The organism is Alteromonas sp. M12, assembly GCF_037478005.1.
In the GTDB taxonomy this organism is placed as follows: Bacteria; Pseudomonadota; Gammaproteobacteria; order Enterobacterales; family Alteromonadaceae; genus Aliiglaciecola; species Aliiglaciecola lipolytica_A.
The window spans coordinates 3,869,083-3,885,986 of the sequence record NZ_CP144164.1; the positions used below are offsets into that span (position 1 = coordinate 3,869,083).

The 16,904-nt window shown below is 41.0% G+C and carries 11 protein-coding genes; 5 read left to right on the forward strand and 6 right to left on the reverse strand.

The window, feature by feature from the left end; all coding sequences use genetic code 11:
• Window positions 1–52: 52 nt before the first annotated feature.
• Together VUI23_RS16595 and VUI23_RS16600 are read left to right on the forward strand one after the other, a co-directional pair.
• Entirely contained in the window at window positions 53–775 is a 723-nt protein-coding gene (locus tag VUI23_RS16595) for a SapC family protein (RefSeq protein WP_216049616.1), read from the forward strand.
• Window positions 776–780: 5 nt separating this feature from the next.
• Window positions 781–1,797, forward strand: coding sequence for a cupin-like domain-containing protein (locus VUI23_RS16600; RefSeq protein WP_342805047.1), 1,017 nt, complete (start codon window positions 781–783; stop codon window positions 1,795–1,797).
• A gap of 13 nt (window positions 1,798–1,810) precedes the next feature.
• On the opposite strand, the gene VUI23_RS16605 is transcribed toward VUI23_RS16600, so the two are convergent.
• Window positions 1,811–3,271, reverse strand: coding sequence for an MFS transporter (locus VUI23_RS16605; RefSeq protein ID WP_342805048.1), 1,461 nt, complete (start codon window positions 3,269–3,271; stop codon window positions 1,811–1,813).
• A 348-nt stretch (window positions 3,272–3,619) separates the two neighbouring features.
• Between VUI23_RS16605 and VUI23_RS16610 the strand changes: the two genes are divergently transcribed.
• Complete coding sequence (locus VUI23_RS16610; protein ID WP_342805049.1) at window positions 3,620–5,872, forward strand: glycoside hydrolase family 3 N-terminal domain-containing protein; 2,253 nt, start codon at window positions 3,620–3,622, stop codon at window positions 5,870–5,872.
• Window positions 5,865–7,727, forward strand: a complete 1,863-nt coding sequence (locus VUI23_RS16615) for a glycoside hydrolase family 3 N-terminal domain-containing protein (RefSeq protein WP_342805050.1) — start codon at window positions 5,865–5,867, stop codon at window positions 7,725–7,727. Before VUI23_RS16610 ends, VUI23_RS16615 begins: the two co-directional genes overlap by 8 nt.
• 69 nt (window positions 7,728–7,796) lie before the next feature.
• Here VUI23_RS16615 and VUI23_RS16620 read toward each other — a convergent pair whose 3' ends face one another.
• A complete protein-coding gene (locus tag VUI23_RS16620) occupies window positions 7,797–9,101 on the reverse strand; it encodes a PAS domain-containing methyl-accepting chemotaxis protein (protein ID WP_342805051.1) in 1,305 nt (434 codons plus the stop codon).
• 374 nt (window positions 9,102–9,475) lie between these two features.
• On the opposite strand from VUI23_RS16620, the gene VUI23_RS16625 reads away from it, so the two are divergent.
• The gene (locus VUI23_RS16625; protein WP_342805052.1) at window positions 9,476–10,369 is read left to right on the forward strand and encodes an alpha/beta hydrolase; all 894 of its coding nucleotides are present in this window, start codon (window positions 9,476–9,478) and stop codon (window positions 10,367–10,369) included.
• Between the two features lie 80 nt (window positions 10,370–10,449).
• Here VUI23_RS16625 and VUI23_RS16630 read toward each other — a convergent pair whose 3' ends face one another.
• The 4 genes from VUI23_RS16630 to VUI23_RS16645 form a co-directional block, all read right to left on the reverse strand.
• Window positions 10,450–11,442, reverse strand: coding sequence for a two-component system response regulator (locus VUI23_RS16630; RefSeq protein ID WP_342805053.1), 993 nt, complete (start codon window positions 11,440–11,442; stop codon window positions 10,450–10,452).
• Between the two features lie 15 nt (window positions 11,443–11,457).
• Complete coding sequence (locus tag VUI23_RS16635; RefSeq protein WP_342805054.1) at window positions 11,458–14,796, reverse strand: MHYT domain-containing protein; 3,339 nt, start codon at window positions 14,794–14,796, stop codon at window positions 11,458–11,460.
• A gap of 453 nt (window positions 14,797–15,249) precedes the next feature.
• Window positions 15,250–15,654: a DUF2845 domain-containing protein gene (locus VUI23_RS16640; RefSeq protein ID WP_216049608.1), complete on the reverse strand. Its 405-nt coding sequence runs from the start codon at window positions 15,652–15,654 to the stop codon at window positions 15,250–15,252.
• Between the two features lie 7 nt (window positions 15,655–15,661).
• Window positions 15,662–16,495 carry a nitrate- and nitrite sensing domain-containing protein gene (locus VUI23_RS16645; RefSeq protein WP_342805055.1) on the reverse strand — a complete coding sequence of 278 codons (834 nt, stop codon included), beginning with the start codon at window positions 16,493–16,495 and terminating at the stop codon, window positions 15,662–15,664.
• Window positions 16,496–16,904 lie beyond the last annotated feature (409 nt).

Sequence of the window (16,904 nt, forward strand, 5' to 3'; positions counted from 1 at the left end):
TCACAACTGTTAAAGCGAACCACCTTCACCAAATATTAATTAGGAAAAGCTAATGGCCAACCATCAACTACTGGATAATGTCACCCACAAAGATTTGCAGGTAATCACGGATTTTTTGCCTAACCTTGGCGATGATATTAGTTTTACCAATGTGTTTGTATCTGAGTTTCGTGAAGCTCAGGGCTTGTATCCTCTATTTTTTCACAAACATACTGACACTGGAAAATTCGAAGCTATAGCGCTTTTTGGGTTTGCCCCACTAGAGAACCTTTATCTAAACGATTCAGGCTGGCAGGCCAACTATATTCCGCTAACTATTCGTAGACGCCCTTTTCTGATTGGCTTCCAAAACGTGCAAGTTGATGGTGTACTGAAACAAGATCCCGTGGTATTTGTGGATATGGATAGCCCAAGAGTCAGTCAAACTGCCGGAGAGAAGGTATTTCTGGAACAAGGTGGGCAAAGTGATTATTTGCAAAATATTAATTCTGTACTGCAAACCATTCATCAAGGACATTCTCAAACTGATGAATTTATAGACACCATTATGCAATATGAGCTGATTGAACCGGTTAGTATAAAAGTACAGTTAAAAGACGGCTCTAATCATGAGTTAAATAGTCTTTACAGTGTTAACGAAGAAAAAGTAGCAGCCCTTCAAGGGGATGTTTTACAAAAGTTACACCAACAAGGATACTTACAAATGATGCATATGATGGAGGCGTCCATGTCGAACTTATCATTATTAATTGAAAAGAAAAACGCGTCGTTGTAAGCCCTATGAAATTGCCTTTCGATTCAAAAAATAGCTTAAAAGAAGTGCTTAACAGTACAATAGCCGACTTAAATCAAGCACAACTAAGTAGTTCTTTACCCTGTATTTTTAGAGGTCTAGTGGCAGATTGGCCATCCGTAAAAGCAGGATTAGAATCACCTCAATGTGCAGCTGATTATTTAAATCAATGGGCCAACAACAATCCCGTTCAGGCATTTGTGGCACCGCCAGAAGTGGCTGGCCGGTTTTTCTATAATGACGATTTGCAAGGCTTCAATTTTCAGCCCAAAACCACCGTTTTTAAAACCCTGATTAACGAAATTATTGCGCTTGCTGGGAGCAAGGATTCACCTTCCACTTATCTAGGCTCAACCTCGGTGAATCATATTTTGCCGGGATTCACAGAACATAACAAATTACCGCCATTGCAAGACTCGCCGTTAGTCAGTATTTGGGCTGGTAACCGTTCTCGTATAGCTGCGCACTACGACATACCAGATAACCTTGCATGCAATGTAGTCGGCCGACGTAGGTTTATATTATTTCCCCCCGAGCAGTTAGCTAACCTGTATATAGGTCCGTTGGATTATACGCCGGCAGGACAATCAGCTAGTTTAGTGGATTTTCATCATCCAGATTTCGAAAAATACCCTAAGTTTGCCGAAGCAATTGAACACTGTTTTATCGTTGAACTTGAGCCGGGAGATTGTATCTTCATTCCCAGTATGTGGTGGCATCATGTTGAAGGGCTGACTGAATTTAACGTTTTACTGAACTACTGGTGGCGTCAAGTTCCGGATTACATGGGCACGCCGCTAGATGCACTCAATCACGCAATATTAGCCATTCGTGATCTACCTGAATCGCAACGTCAGGTGTGGCAGGATGTTTTTCAACACTACGTATTTAATCCTGCAGAAAACGCGCATATTCCCGCCACTAGAAAAGGAATATTAAGCCCCTTAGATGAAACCTTGGCGAGACAGCTACGCAGTCAGTTATTAAACAAATTAAACCGATAGTGTAACGAAAAGTCTATACTTTACCTCTACGTGCTTCTAACTGGTCGCGAACTTGTCTAGCTGTGGTTTCCGTGATTGGATAAATCACGATTAACCCTATTGCAATCAGCGAACATACAATTGGGATGCCCGCATCAGCCAAACGCATCAAGGTGATAGTCGTGTGCGATTGTTCTCCGCCAAGTTCAACATCAAACCCCGTAGCAATCAGAATAAAACCACCAGCTGCTAGCGCCACGGCCATGCCCAATTTAACCACCCACCAATAAATCGAACCGAACATCCCCTCGCGACGAGCAAATATCTTTAGTTCATCAAAATCACATACATCAGCAATCATCGAGCCCATAAGTGTGAATAAACCTCCTAAGCCAAATGAAATAAAAGGCACCGGAATAAGAATCAACCAAGGGTTTTCAGGTGTATAACAGAACCACTTTAATCCGTAACCAACGATGGAAAATCCAATGGCAATGAAAAACGCTTTACGCTTGCCATATAAAGTAGAGAGTTTTGCGGTGATGAATATGACACAAAAAGTAGAGATTGCAGAAAGAGTGCCCGCCCAACCAGCGTACTCTGAACCGAGGTTAGTATCACCAGCAAAAACATAATAAATAATCACGTAAAACTGGAACGAAGAAACCATCATAAAGCCATTAAAGACCAAAAAAGTAGCGCCACATAGGCACAGAAAAGGTTTATTTTTCAAGGCCTCGCCAAACCCTTGGAAAAATCCCTTAATACCAGGACTGAGAATTTCAGTGTCGGTTTGAGCGGGTTTATCCAAAATCGCCAAATTAGGTTCTTTTAAGAATATCGCAGGCAAAATACCCACAAAAATCGTAAAGGAACCAATAATAATAGCCAGCCACCCCGCGCCTTGAATCATGTCATCGAACAACTTATCGTTTTGCATGAACCACAAAAACCACGGAGCCATGAGATATGCCATTTGGCCCATGAAGTTTTGCACTGCCATTAAGCGGGTGCGTTCATGATAGTCAGGGGTTAATTCATAACCTAAAGCGATGTAAGGCGTTGCGAATACCGTGTAGGCCAAATAAAAAAACAAAGAACCGATGAGAAAAAACCAGAAATAGAACATTTCACTTTGTTCTCTAGGCAATTGCCAAATCAATGCATAGATAATCCCAGCCGCGATAGCCCCACAAAATATATAGGGCCGCCTGCGTCCCCACTTAGTTTTGGTGTTATCACTGATATATCCCATCAATGGATCAGTTAACGCATCTGTTAGCCGCGGTAACGCACTTACCAAACCAACCAACGCCGGATTCATGGCTAAACCTAAATTTAGCACAATAACCATTCCGCCAATTGCCGCACCAAGCAGGTTATTAACCAGTGCGCCTAAGCCGTAAATGAACTTGCGCAATAAGGGAATTTTGTCTCGATTTGCGGTTACCTGAATAGCGCTTTGGGCAGAAGTCGCGACATTACTCTTGGTCATTGAAATGATTCCGGTGTGTATCAGGTTAAGGTTGAGCGCTCGAATTAACGGGCAGCATAAAACTAGTTAACAATAAAATTACATTTTATCGAGCGCCAGACAAACGAAAAACGGTAAGTTGTGGCAATACACACGTCGAAGCGGTCAAACGGGCAAAGTGATTAAGCAAGGAACTTTGTGTAAAGCGCTATTCAGAAGGAAGAGTAGCAACCGACCGCCTTAACTCTCGGCTAGTCCACTTTGGCTTGTTTAATTTGAATTGTTGTATAAGGGAGTTAAGGTTAATGATAAAAACGTTAACAAAGGCTCTTCAAAAGACGTTGTCGTCTTAGCGAAGAGTTTTTCTTTATGGAATCAGGCAAATCTATGCTTTCAACTGACCAACCTTCATCATCGAACTGTGTAGCTGTTAGTTACTCTGACAGAATCACTCACCTTCTCTCAAAAATGCATATAGATGAGAAGATTGGACAGCTTAGCCAAGTAATGGGCAACGACAGTGTACAACTTGAACAAGATGTCAGAGACGGGCTTGTGGGCTCAGTCATTAATGAAGTCTGTGCGAAGACACTGTCGAAACTGCAACGTATTGCCACAACAGAAAGTCGATTAGGGATTCCGCTGTTAGTCGGCAGAGACGTGATCCATGGCTTCAAAACAATATTCCCAATTCCGTTGGGCCAAGCAGCAAGTTGGGATCCAGTATTAGTAAAAAAAGCCGCACAAATTGCCGGCAAAGAAGCCTCAAATGTAGGGATTAATTGGACGTTTGCTCCGATGATAGATATTAGTCGCGACCCTCGCTGGGGACGTATAGCTGAAAGTTTTGGTGAAGATCCTGTGTTATCTTCGATAATGGGAGTGGCCATGGTGGAAGGTTTTCAGGGCGATAACTTGCAGAGTTCAACAGCCATTGCCGCCTGTGCGAAACACTTTGTAGGCTACGGAGCTTCGGAAAGTGGTCGAGATTATTGCACCACCAATATTCCACAAAATGAGCTACGTAATATTTATTTCCCGCCCTTTAAAGCCGCCGCCGATGCAGGTGTTGCCACCTTTATGTCGTCTTTCAGTGATTTAGACGGTTTACCTGCCAGTGGTAATAAATGGCTAATGGACTCAATATTACGTAAAGAGTGGCATTATCAAGGCTTTGTAGTGAGTGATTGGGAATCCATAGCACAATTACAAATTCATGGTTTGACCGAAAACGCTGAAGAGTCCGCCTTCACAGCATTTGACGCGGGTATTGACATGGAAATGGTCAGCACTACCTATCGTGAAAATCTTTCGAGCTTGCTTGAAAACAACAAGGTGAGTGAACAAGAAATTGATCAGCGGGTACTCAGAATACTTCATTTAAAAGAAAAGTTAGGCCTATTCGATCTTGACTATGAGGCACACGAAAAGCGCAGAGCCCATCAACAAGGCCCCTTGTATTACGACAATAACGACTTAGAAATAGCCAAACAATTAGCGCTAAAAAGCTGCGTACTACTGCAAAACAATAACCAAAGGTTACCGCTAAACTGTAAAAAATTAACCAGTATTGGCTTAATTGGACCTTTGGCGGATGACGGTTACGAGCAACTAGGCACTTGGATTTTTGATGGTGAAGAAGAACATAGTATTACCCTTAGACAGGCCCTTAACGATGCCTTGGGTGAACAGGTAACGCTAAATTACGCCAAAGGATTACAAAATACCCGAACTCACAATACTGATTTAGCTTTCGACGCCATCGAGATAGCCAAAAAGTCAGATGTTGTGGTTTTATGTTTGGGGGAGGAATCCATTTTATCTGGCGAAGCCCATTGCCGCGCTGAGCTTGATTTACCGGGACAACAGCAGTGGTTAATCGAGAAAATCGCCGCTACTGGTAAACCTATAGTACTGGTAATTATGGCAGGAAGACCACTCACCATAGAACCCATTTTGGATAAGGTCGATAGTATTCTTTATGCCTGGCACCCAGGCACTATGGGAGGACCTGCGATTTCCGATTTACTATTAGGAAAGTCATCGCCATCGGGAAAATTAACAGTCTCATTTCCCCGAAAAGTGGGGCAAATTCCAATTTATTACAACCAAAAGCATAGCGGTAAACCGGCTACCGAAGAACAATGCATTCACATGAATGATGTTCCAGAGCGCTCCCCACAAACCTCACTGGGAATGGCAGCAACGCATTTGGATACCCATTTCTCGCCTCTTTTTGAGTTTGGTTTCGGGTTATCCTATGGGTATTTTGAATATACGAATTTAACTTTGAACAAAAAGTCCTTCTCATCTGGCGAACAAATCAAAGCCCAAGTGACCATCAAAAATGCCGGACGCTATGCTGCAGAAGAAATTGTACAAGTGTATGTTCGAGATTTAGTTGGCAGTGTCACCCGCCCAGTAAAAGAGCTCAAACAGTTTAAACGTGTTTTTATTCCTTCTGGTCAAAAAGTCGATGTTGTTTTTACACTGGAACAATCTGAGTTGGCATTCTATGATCGTCACATGCAATTGAATATTGAAGCTGGTAAATTTCAATTATGGATTTCAGGTAGCGCCAAAGCGAGCTTAATAACGGAGTTTGTATTAACCAATGGTTAAACTAAATAGCGGATTTAATCAGCAAATAATTGACCATGTGGAGACACTTCTCTCGTCGATGACATTGCCGCAAAAGATCGGTCAAATGACTCAAACAGAGCGCTCTACTTGCTCTGCAGAGGAGATATATCAATATCATATTGGTTCAGTTTTAAGTGCAGCAGGTTCAGCTCCAAGTAACAACGAATTACAAGACTGGTTGGATATGACCGACGCCTATTGGCTGGCGTCAATGAAAGCCGATGAAAACCACTTAGCTATCCCGATTATTTATGGTGTCGATGGGATACACGGTAACAACAACGTTAAAGATGCGGTCATTTTCCCACACAATATTGGCTTAGGGGCAAGTGCAGACTTTGAGCTTATTGAAAACATCGCAAGGGTAACTGCCAAAGAAGTTTGCGCAGTGGGTGTCGATTGGGTTTTTTCACCTAATTTAGCCGTTGCTCAGGACTATCATTGGGGGCGAACCTATGAAAGTTTTTCCGAGGATACTAATTTAGTCTGTCAATTTGCCAGCGCAATGATCACAGGCCTACAAACCGACTTAACCCATTCTGGAGTGCTAGCCTGCGCTAAACACTGGATCGGTGATGGCGGCACTAAGCATGGAATCGATCAGGGAGATACATTACTCGATTGGCAAGATTTAGAACGAATTCACATCCGCCCCTACTACCAAGCAATTGAAGCTGGCGCACTGTCTATTATGGTCTCTTTTAGCAGTTGGAATGGTGACAAGTGTCACGGCCATGGCCATCTACTCACCAGTGTTTTAAAACAAAAAATGCAATTTCCAGGATTTCTAATTTCCGATATGCAGGGTATCGATGATCTTGCTGCAGACTTTTATTTGGCGGTAGCGCAAGGGGTCAATGCAGGGATAGACATGTTCATGGTGCCTGATAATTGGAAAGAATTTATTGAACATTTAAGCGCCCATGTGGAATTAGGAACAGTTTCTATTGAACGTATAAATGACGCTGTACGAAGAATTTTATCAGTCAAAATGGCTGCCGGGTTATTTGATAAACCTCAACCATCAAAGCGTGCATTGGCAAAAGATGCTAATTTTGGTTCAAAACTGCATCGTGATATTGCCCGTGAAGCGGTTCAAAAATCATTGGTGTTACTAAAGAATCAACACGCCATCTTACCAATTAGCAAACAAGCAAGGGTGTTGGTAACAGGAACCAATGCAGACAATATAGGTCATCAATGCGGTGGTTTTACACTTTCTTGGCAAGGCATTGATGGTAATCAAGAGTTTCCAGCGGCAACCTCAGTCTGGCAGGGGATCAAAGCACTCAATGCTAACGCTGAATTGATACCCGAGTCAAAAATAGCCGCAGTCAAACAGCAAGATTTTGATGTCGCAATAGTGATTGTAGGCGAGCGGCCTTATGCAGAAGGACTAGGCGACATTCGTTATAGTGACAATGTGATGTTCGAGTCAGGTAAACAAATAAATGGAAAACTACAAATCCAGTCGGCATCAGGTAACTCTTTAGCGTTAAGCATGATTGACCCTCTGGCGATGAAAACTATTGATTTGTTAGTTAACAAAGGAATACCCGTAGTGACTTTGTTGGTTTCCGGTAGGCCATTGCTAATTAATCCTGAGTTGGACCAATCTGCGGCCTTTGTAGCAGCTTGGCTGCCGGGATCAGAAGGCGCAGGTATCGCAGATGTTATATTTGGTGATGCCTCCTTCTCAGGGCAACTGAGTTTCAGCTGGCCTGAAAATTCTCTGGATGCCACAGACGCAGACAATGCCAGCTACCAAATAAAATTCCCCATCGGTTATGGTTTGACCTATGGAACCCCCACCCCACTAAAAACAGCAAGCTAGAGTTATGTCTCATTTTGCGATTTTAGAGGCAATACATGACATTCCAGTTTTACAATTTTCTGAGTAAAACTATTGAGTATTGTCAGATAACCCTGCGACAGAACGAGATACATTTTCAGCGCCCTCTTTAATTTCATGAATGGCCGTTTCAACTGCTTGTAATAAGTCTGTGCCTTTTTTTGCGGTATCAGAAACGGAATTGATATGACGAGTAACCTCATCCGTCAATTCTTGATTCAAACGCACCACATCGCCAATTTCATTGGTAGAATTACTTGTGCGAGCAGCCAGTTGACGAACTTCATCCGCGACAACCGCAAAACCTCGCCCTGTATCCCCAGCCCTTGCTGCTTCAATTGCGGCATTCAGTGCTAACAAGTTAGTTTGATCGGCGATAGAGCTTATTGTCGAGACAATACTACCAATCAAATTTGACTGATTGCCCAAGCTTTCAATTAACTTTACAGACTCTATAACTTCTTGCTCTATTGCGCTGGAATTAAGAACGGCATTTTTTAACGTTTCTGAGCCTTGCATAGCAATTTGAGCAGTTTCAACTGCAGTAGAGTAAGCCACTTCTGCTGCTTCAGACACAGCTAAGTTTTGTTTCACCCGGTCGGAAATATCTGCCGCAAACTTAATGACTTTAATAACTTCTCCGGTCTCTGATTTTATAGGGTTATAAGTGGCTTCTAACCATATTTCTTGACCACTAAACGATTTCCTGACAAACATTCCAGAGGTTAGCTTGCCACTTTCTAAATCCTCCCAAAAAGTCGGGTTGTCTTGATAAAACTGATCTGAACAAAAGATTCTGTGATGTTTTCCCTGTATATCTTCTAGCGTGCAGTCCATGGTTTGTAAAAAGTTTTGATTGGCATACAAAATATTCCCTTGAGGAGTAAACTCTATGACCGCCATTGACAAATCTAGGGCTTTACTTATCGCAAGTTGAGTTTGTAACGCGGTATATTGTTGGGTCACATCCGTCGCAATTTTAACTATTTTAGTCACTTTACCGGCATGAACAATCGGAAAATACGTTGCATCTAACCATAGTTGTTGGCCATGTTTATTTAGCCTTGGAAACGTCCCTGAAAAACTTTCGCCTGATTGCAGCTTCTGCCAAAACTCATAATATCCTCTAGAATTAACATACTCATTGTCGCAGAACATACGATGATGTCGTCCTACAATTTCATCATTATTAAATTGAACTACGGAAAGAAATAACGAGTTGGCCATCAAAATCGTTCCATCGGGAGTAAATTCAATATAAGCAACATGATTTTGGATTGAACTGACTAATGAAACCTGTTCGCTCAAGGTGTTTTCTAAGGTAACTATTTTTTGTTTTAGGTCACGGTTAAACATTACAACTTCTCAATTTGAACCGTCAATATGACGGTGTAGTGCGAATATGACAGTGTTTTGCGGCCTCAATGAGGCAACATGTATTTTCAGCTAAAGCTCGAATAATTTTTGCTCAATTAGATTTTATAACGCTGTTTAAGCAACTCGGTCCCGAGTAAATACGCTTTAGTGAAGCTGTTTATTTTTATTATCAAAAATAAACTAACATAAAAGCCAAACAAAACAATTCAAACAGTATGCTAATTGCTAGAATAAAACGTTAAAAATCATCATGGTAAGTATTACTACCGACAGGTGGGTTTAATTTTTCCCCATAAAATACTTGTGGGTAAAAATTCTTTTATTAAAGAATTACAATATATTGGGAGTAATCAATGCAAGAGAAGTTAGTCAAGGTTAACGGTGTAAATATTGCCTATCAGCTACATGGAATACCTTCAAATCCTACCATCTTACTCATTCATGGTTTAAGCACTCCGTTAACCGGCTGGCCAATAGAACTAATCAAACTTTTGGTAGCCGCTAACTTCCAAGTATTATTGTTAGATAATCGTGATATTGGTCGCTCTGAAGACTTAAATCACTTAGGTTTGCCTAATTTAGTTTGGACGTTGTTTAAATACAAAATGGGGCGGTCTCTCAAGGTCCCATACCAGCTGCATGATATGGCAAAAGATGTTAGTGCATTAATCGATGAACTTAACCTTTCCAAGGTGCATGTAGTTGGGGCGTCAATGGGGGGGATGATCGCGCAATTGTTAGCGATTCATCATCCTCAGCAAATTAAAACATTAACTTCGATTATGTCCACCACTGGAAACCCCGAGTTACCGACTGTGCATAGATCAATTAGGCCGCTTTTAATCAGTAAACCCAAGTCACGCCGGTTCGAAGATGTGCTAAACCACCATGTATCAAAGTGGCGCGCCATAGAAAGTCCCGACTATCCGGCCGCTAGCCCATATTTACAAAATTACGTCCAGAGCATGCTACAACGAGGCATACCTTCCAGAGGGGCGGCGAGACAATTTTTGGCTATTTTAGCCGCTGAAAATAGAGAGCCAGCACTGTCCAAAATAACCACGCCAAGTTTAGTAATCCACGGTGACAGTGATAAATTAGTGCATGTGGCGGGCGGAAGGGCGACAGCTGAATCAATCCCAAATAGTAAACTGAAAATTTACCCTGGAATGGGACATGATCTACCGGTGCAGCTGATTCCCAGCATTGCCAGTGAAATTATTCAGCACGCTAGGGAACATCATTGATTAATAGCTTATCGCGTCTTTAAGACAACCTAGATTAACCTTTGCGCAGCAGGTTCTAATGGCTATTTGGTTGTTTAAAACTAGTCTTCTTGAAAACGGTTTTTCACGTCCAACATTTTGTCTAAATTTTGCTGAAATAGCTCAACGATTTTGGGATCAAAATGTTTACCCTTTTGTTCTTGCAAAAACTCCATGGTCTTTTCAATTGTCCAAGCTTCTTTGTATGGACGTTTGCTAGTGAGCGCATCGAAAACATCGGCTAATGCGACAATACGACCATGAATAGGTATATCTTCTCCAGACAACCCTTTAGGGTAGCCGCTACCATCCCATTTTTCGTGATGAGTCAAAGAGACGACTTTTGCTAAATCGATGAGTTCTGAATCCGATTCACCTAAAATCTCAGCGCCAATTTCTGGGTGCTTTTTCATTATCTCGAATTCTTCAACAGTAAGCCGTGCCGGTTTGAGCATTATTCTATCTGGGATACCTATTTTTCCGATATCATGCATAGGCGCAGCGTGAAATAAGTCATCTGCCGCACTCTCAGAAAATCCATAAGCCAGAGCTAATAATCTAGAGTAATGACTCATGCGAACTACGTGCATTCCGGTTTCGTTGTCTTTATATTCTGATGCTCGACCCAAGCGTTGGATAACTTGCAAACGTGTGCGACGCAACTCCTCTGCATCGACTAAAGATAAATGAGTAGCGACACGGGCTTTTACTACAGCTGGGGAAATAGGCTTGGATATGTAATCTACCGCGCCCACTTCAAACCCTTTAGCTTCGTCTGTAGCATCCGCTAACGCAGTAATAAAAATGACTGGAAGATGTTTGGTTAATTCGTTGGATTTAAGCACGGTGCATACTTCATATCCAGTCATTCCTGGCATCATAACGTCTAACAAGATTAAATCAGGTTTAACTTTTTCGACCAGATCAAGTGCTTCAAATCCGCTTTTCGCAAAGGTTAGAGAATAAGACTCTCTTAAGATTTGATTCAGTATCCTCAGGTTAGCGGGTTCATCATCTACCACCAGAAGTTTTTGTCGATTAACTGCTGTATACATAGTCTATTCCCATCTCTAACTGACGCGCAATTCACTTTGCATTTGTTCAATTAAATTAATTGCTTTTTCGAATTCGAAATCATTTAAGACTTCGACAATTTCAACCATTTTTGCAAACAATGGATGCTTATTCTGTGAAGACAATTTATCAATTAGTAATTCATCAAACTCATTTTTTCTGACAATCTCAACTAATTGATCTAATACTAGTAACAAAGCGTCATTACTCAAGAATTCATCTTCTTCAACCAAACCTTGGTTCATCTGTTGATTTCGCATACCGATAATTTTTGCAATTTTATGCAGCTCATCCATCATAGATTGAACCATTTTAAGCAAGTTTGTAGCGTCGGCTTTTTCGATATTATTTTCCAGCTCAGACGCAATCCCCGCAAATTTAGCTAATGATAAGTTGCCTGCAACTCCTTTCAACGCATGAACGCTTTGTTCAAGTTCGGACCATTCTGCGATTTCAATAAAAAACGTTAATTGTTCTAATTTGGCTTCACAGTCGCGAATAAACTCGCTGACTTGTTGAAATAACGTGGTTTTAGAGCCCCATAATTTCGTGCCTTTATCAATATCTATTGATAATAAGTGGTCCAACTGTTGTTCGACAGAAATAGTGTTATCGACATCTCGATGTAACTTCAATACTTTAGCAATTTCAAAAGTAAGCAGTTCAAAGTTAACAGGTTTGTTAGCAAATCCTTCCATTCCCGCTTCTAAAGCAGACAGACGATCTTTTTCTAGCACACTGGCCGTTAGCGCAACAATGGGAATATGCCGTAATTTTTCTAGCTGTTCTTGCTCCCTGCGTTTTTGTGCCGCGCTTAGCCCGTCCATCACTGGCATTTGAATATCCATCAGTACCACGTCAGGTTTGTCATTTCGCATCCGAATCAGGGCTTGTTCTCCGTCTCGAGCGGTAATAACAGTATGCTCAGCACGAGTTAACAAAATCGTTAGTAAATCAATGTTCTGTTGCAGATCATCAACCACTAAAATGCGTAACTTGGGCAGTTTGGTTGGCAATAGTTTTTGGGCTTTTTGGCTTCTACCATTTACTTTCTTAAGTGGCAGCGTGAAGGTAAATACGGAGCCAATATTCAATTGACTCGTAGCGGAAATAGTTCCCCCCATCAGTTCAACCAACTGTTTACTGATAGTCGTGCCAAGACCTGTGCCACCAAAGCGTCGACTCATTGATTCGTCAGCTTGCTCAAAGGCTTCAAAAACGTTTTGCAATTGTTCTTCTGACATACCAATACCGGTATCTTTTATTTCAAATTTGACCATGTCATCAGTATGTTTTGACAACATAATAGTGACGCTACCCTTGTGGGTAAACTTGACCGCATTGCCGACTATATTGGTTAGAATTTGGCGAATTCGATCAGGCACACCATTATAGTTACCGGTGATATCAGTGGCGATTTCAAGATCGATAGAGACCCCTTTTCGCTGGGCTTGTAGCCATAAAGTTGATACCACGGCGTCAATTTCTTCGACGATAGAAAAATCGCGATATTCTAATTGAAACTTGCCTTTATCTAACTTGGCGCTATCCAAAATATCATTCAGAATATGCATCAAAGATTTAGCGGATTGATTAATCGTAGTGACATGCTTTTTCTGGGTTGAAGATAGTTCACTATCAAGCAGAATGTCGCTAAAGCCAACAACTGCATTCATGGGAGTGCGAATTTCATGACTCATATTCGCTAGGAAAGCAGCACGAGCAGAGGCTGCTTGTTCGGCTTTGTTCTTAGCCTGCACCAACTCTTGCTCAATAGATTTTCGTTGGGTGATATCCATAATAAACCCATCAAGATAACTTTCACTGCCATCTTCGCTGCTAATCGCGCGACCATAGCCCAGCATCCATTTCGTCTCACCAAACCTATCAATAACTCGATAATCAATCACAAAACCATCAGGGTTATCAAAATCGGTTTCCATAATATGTTCGTTATCATCAGGATGAATAAAATCCGCAAAACGACGTTGTCCTTTGGGTAAAATAAAATCTTTTGCAGGGTAGCCGAGGATATTCTCCACTTCATCACTGATAAATAAAAATGGCCATTCTGCTTGATTTAAACAGCGATAAGCTATGCCTGGTAGGTTACTCAACAGCGAACGAAAACGCGCTTCGTTTTCACGTATCTCAGATTGCAGTTTTAGTCTTCCACGTAAATCACGTAAAAACGCAACGAATAGGTGTTGGTTTTCAATTTCAACGTGACCTATATGTAACCTTACGGGAATAGTTTGCCCTTGCTTAGTAAGAGCCTCAACGTCTCTGCTTGCACCAATAATTTTAGCTTCTCTGGTGCGCAAATAATTACTGATGTAGCTATCATGTTGGTCATGATGTGGAGCGGGAACAACTTTGTTGACGTTTTTACCAATTAAATCCTCTGCCGACCAACCCAATAAGCTCTCGACTGAACGATTTACACTGATTACTTTGCCCCATTCATCGATAGTGATGATTCCATCTACAGCGGTATCCATAGTTGCCACTAGGCGCTTTTCATTCTGTAACGAACGAGCTGAAATATCTTTATATTTGAAAACGAAATTCAGCGCGATTACCAGCGCGATAATAACGACTGTAATAAACGCGATAGCAAGTGCCAGGAAAAATGAAATGTGTTCAGATTGCTGTGATAACTCCATTCCTTCAGGTAACACAAAACGGGCTGCGGCCATGCCGGTATAATGCATAGCGGATATTGCAATCCCCATTACCACACTGGCAATGCATATCTTAGAAAATTCACTTAACTTAATTTGGGTAAACTTATCTAAGCCAAAACGAAAATAAAGTGCGACAAAAGCTAAACCAACTGCGACTAAAATAGATAGCATAAACATTGGTAAGTCATAACGAAGTAATGGCGCCATTTCCATGGCCGCCATTCCAATATAGTGCATAGCGCCTATGCCTGACCCTACCAAAATCCCGCCTAATATCAGTTGCGCTCGACTTATGTTGTCTTGCATGAGGAGATTTTGAGCGACCCAAGACGCAGCTATCGCAGGTATCAATGAAATTAGTGTTAACGACACGCCATAATTAACATCAGTACATAAATCAAATGCCAACATACCAATAAAATGCATCGACCAAACACCACCTCCCAAGGCAATGCTACTAACCATCAATGCTAATTGTCGTCGTTTAGGCGATAATGTGTTAGCTGCTTGGTAACCCACTTGAAACGCCATAAATGAAGCAAACATAGCAATAAATACCGACAGGGCAACCAACCAGAAATTATATTCTCCGATGACTAACAAATTATTTGGTACTGCTTCAAAAACATTTTTAATATTGTTATTCATTCAAGCGGAGCCTTGTCCTTACAGCATTTTGCCATTGCTAAAGATTACTTTTGTTTTCATGGAAGGAATTCTCAGCCTAACACGCGTTTAATATTTAAACTAAAATCGTTAGCTTAACCGAGACAGGAATAAACGTCTAAAGGGCAAAGTATGTGAAGTTTAGTTGATCTTTTAGCGATTACTTTTATCAAAAACAATCATTTTAATCTGTTGTTTTGCATAGTAGCAATGAACCCTAAATGCGGTCAATTAACAACTCTTGAACTACAACTCTACAACATAAACTAAGGTTCGTCTCGGCACGCCTAGTTAAAAGGTAACAATAATAGCCATAAGCAAATTTATGAGACCGAAAACAAGAGTAAAAAGGTTGTTTAGCAACAGCTGAAACGCGTTTATTTAGCGACTTATATACAGCAGAACGAGGTTTTGAAGGGGAATAAGACGAGCAACTTAACTTCTTGGGCCATTCTCTATTTTAATAAGTACTCCGTCTCGAAATTCCAAAATCTTATGAAATTGACCTTTTGGTTGCTTGTAAAGATAGCGCTCTAGTTTAACGCCACGGTGTTTTTTCTGCTGGGTAGTTAAGTCTTCTTTAAAACTAGGTTCGCCACAGGTTAAAATTACATCCAAGGTAGTGTCACCGGTTTTAATTAACTTTGAGCCACAACGCAACGTATCAGCATAAACAGAATGGCTCAAAATGCTGGCGCAGATCAACAGTCCGAAACCTAATTTATTGCGAAATCCAAACACCATTGCTTCTCCATGAATTAACTTTATAAACTGCAACCCCACTGACTTTAGCAAGTCAGTGGGGAAAATCAACGAGGGAAATGGGGCTTTTACTACCATGACTATTTTAGGTGTAAGCTTTAATTCGCTTAATTTCGTTATCTAGAAGGCTGTTCATTGATTCCATTGTATTGCTGGCCATAGTGAAATAGCTGTCGCCATCAATATTAATATCTGTAGGTTGGATGAGTTCCTGTTTAATAGTCCCAGTCAATATTTTACACGCGTTTCTGGCTTCAACGATTAAACGTTTGCTCTCCTCATTTGAAAGACCGGCCAATAGGCTAAAAGAAGTCATCGAGTATTCTTGAATTTTCTGTTCAAGATATTTCAGCTTATTTTTGTCCTTATTGGTTATCTCACCTGAAGCGGCAACGGCTATTCCTATTGCTCGAGCCTGACCGATAAACTCGACAGCCATAGGTAACTCTTTCCAAATACATTGCAGATCTAAAATCTCTCTGGGTAACTTGTGCGTCTTTTTCCAATCATCAGCAGCAACTTCCATTAACCTTAAGAGGTTTTCTATCAAACTAGTATGTTGCGTAAAACTCTCTGCGATAGTTAACGAAAAACCATTTTTTTCAAGACGTGGCCAATGGTCAATAAAACTCAGCCAGCGAGACTGTTTGTTAAATACGTCATCTTTGTCTAAATTTACTATCCCTAGATCAATTTTTTGGCGCAACTCAATAATTAATGGCTCGACTCGCAGATTACCATTTAAATAGCCGACACTGAGTCCTCGGTGACGCTGCAAGTTGCCGATTAAACTGCGGAGTTGGGTAATCACATCCAGAGCGCGGATCAACCTAATACGGTCCGTAATTCTCGTATAAGCTCTAACGAAAACCAAAGCGAATATTAAAACGGTTAATATGATGGTAAAAGTTTCTAACATGTATATCCTAAATTGGGTAACAGAACGAAAAATAAGCTAATCGCTTTGTAATCTAAATTGCTTATAACTAATCAACACTTTTTAACCAATGAATAAAAAGTCGACGGGCCTTATCACCTATAAATTAGAACTGTGAATTTGTTTAAGCGCTTAAAATCAACATTACTGTTAACAAAGCAATTATTAAGCCACTGCGATATATAAATGCTGGAAGACATTGATTGATAATAAGCAAAACCACTTTAAATAGACAACTAACAATCTGTTGACAAATATCAGGCTATTTTTTACTTTTTAATATGAGAATCGGCTAAGACGAACAATATTTATTGCACACTGCCAGCTCCATCGCCCCATTTTGGTGCGCCCTATTTCCCTTTTAGCTTTTCAGAATCATAGTTTACTGACA